This window comes from Pseudocitrobacter sp. 2023LY-00077 (assembly GCF_055796175.1).
In genome coordinates this window covers 1-912 of record NZ_JBSPEI010000062.1, presented here as the reverse complement: position 1 = coordinate 912, position 912 = coordinate 1, and the positions used below count along the sequence as shown (strand labels likewise).

The window sequence follows — 912 nt, the reverse complement described above, 5'->3', positions numbered from 1 at the left end:
CTCGATCTGAGTTGCACCATCAAAGAAATTCAGTTCACTGGTGGCCAGAAGCAGGATATCGACGTAACAACGCTTTGCTCTACCGAGCAGGAGAACATCAACGGCCTGCCTTCTCCGTCAGAAATCTCTCTGTCCGGAAACTTCTATAAGAATCCGGCGCAGGACGCCTTGCGTGAAGCGTATGACAACGATACGACCTACGCTTTCCAGGTTATCTTCCCGTCCGGCAAGGGCTTCAAGTTCCTGGCTGAAATCCGCCAGCACACCTGGTCTTCCGGTACCAACGGCGTAGTGGCGGCAACGTTCTCCCTGCGCCTGAAAGGTAAGCCTGAAAACATCGAGCCTGGCTCCTGAGAGGTCGCATGAAGAATATTAAAAATCTCGCCCTGGCTAAGATGTCGGGTTTTCGTCATAAGACGGTCGCCGTTCCTGAGTGGGAGGGCGTCAAAGTGGTTCTCCGTGAGCCGTCAGGTGAAGCCTGGCTGCGCTGGCAGGAAGTGGTGAAAGCGGGTACTGATGATGAAAATGTGTCGGTATCGGAAAAGGCACACCGTAATCTTTGCGCTGACGTGGTGCTCTTTATTGACGTCCTGTGCGACACCGATAAGCAACCGGTATTCAGCGTAGACGAAGAAGAGCAGGTACGTGAAATCTACGGCCCCGTCCATTCACGCCTGCTCAAACAGGCGCTTGACCTGATCAACAATGCGGACGAAGCGCGGGAAAAGTCTCAACCCCCGGGGTAAAGTTTCTGATGTCGCTTGCGCTCCGGATGGGGCGCACGCTCTCAGAGCTTCGGCAGAATATGACGGCAAGCGAGCTTCTGATGTGGATTGAGTACGACAGGCAAAGTCCGGTTGGCGATATTCGTGGTGACATTCAGGCAGCTCAGCTCGTCTCTGCCATCTACGG

At 54.3% G+C, this 912-nt stretch carries 2 protein-coding genes and 1 pseudogene; all 3 read left to right on the top strand.

What is annotated here, in order from left to right; all coding sequences use genetic code 11:
* Positions 1–330 (top strand): annotated as a pseudogene (locus tag ACWWFX_RS25295) (major tail subunit); the annotation flags it as partial.
* A gap of 32 nt (positions 331–362) precedes the next feature.
* Positions 363–746, top strand: coding sequence for a phage tail assembly chaperone (locus ACWWFX_RS25290; RefSeq protein WP_106777629.1), 384 nt, complete (start codon positions 363–365; stop codon positions 744–746).
* An 8-nt stretch (positions 747–754) separates the two neighbouring features.
* On the top strand, positions 755–912 hold a 158-nt coding region (locus tag ACWWFX_RS25285; RefSeq protein WP_154294735.1), incomplete at its 3' end, for a phage tail assembly protein T.